Annotated in this window: 1 protein-coding gene; it reads right to left on the reverse strand. The window is 40.8% G+C overall.

Annotated elements, in window-relative coordinates:
- Positions 1-129: 129 nt before the first annotated feature.
- The coding region (locus ACRCA4_RS14975; RefSeq protein ID WP_433190382.1) for a hypothetical protein at positions 130-779 on the reverse strand (650 nt) is incomplete at its 5' end.

The following is a 779-nucleotide window of genomic DNA, read 5'->3' on the forward strand; positions in this document are numbered from 1 at the left end:
CCTGCTAACGCTGCCAGCAGGCGCGCCGCTTTTTGGCGTCGCTTGACTGGCCTTGTTAGCATACTTTCCCACGCTCCGTTGTAACGTAAAAACGCCTATTGGGACGTCCCTCCCAAACCGAAAGTTAATTTAATAGACCTCTAACACCCTTATTAACGTTGGATCAGGGCTTATTTCACGAGGTTCTTTGTAACGTGGATCTTCGACCATATACCAGAACCATGTTTCATCATAATTATCATTTCTAGTAACTCTATAATAAGCATTCTTGTCAGGATCGAGACGGTAAAATGGAAAGCCTGTTGATGAAGTAAATGTTTTGTCGTTCTTCAGAGTGATCTTGTAAAAGCGAGATTCGGCTAAATATTCAGCCTTGGCTATTTGAAAAAACGGTATAAATCCACAGGTTAATATTTGAAGCCCAGGTACTTTAGGAGTATCTACGAAATACTCCTGATATATATCTTTTTTACCAAATTGCTTGATTTCATGAGAGTAAGTTGATCCATATGAAGCAATTGTTACCTTTCCCCTGAGCTTAAATAATGGATCTTCAGTAGGGAGGCCTCTTTTTAATTCATCACAATAAGATTTCGCTATTGGTCGTTCTTCTTCAAGTGTCAGCTTGGCCGGACTAATTGGACTCGTAGCTTCACCAGTCGTGCCAGCAGGCTTGTTTGGATTAGAAGCTACACACCCAACAAGAATTAGGGTAGCCGTTACGGCAAAAACAGTTTTGTACATATATCTCTCCTTAGAAAAAAAGTTAACGCTAACGC

It is taken from the genome of Rheinheimera sp. WS51 (genome assembly GCF_050936095.1).
GTDB lineage: Bacteria > Pseudomonadota > Gammaproteobacteria > Enterobacterales > Alteromonadaceae > Alishewanella.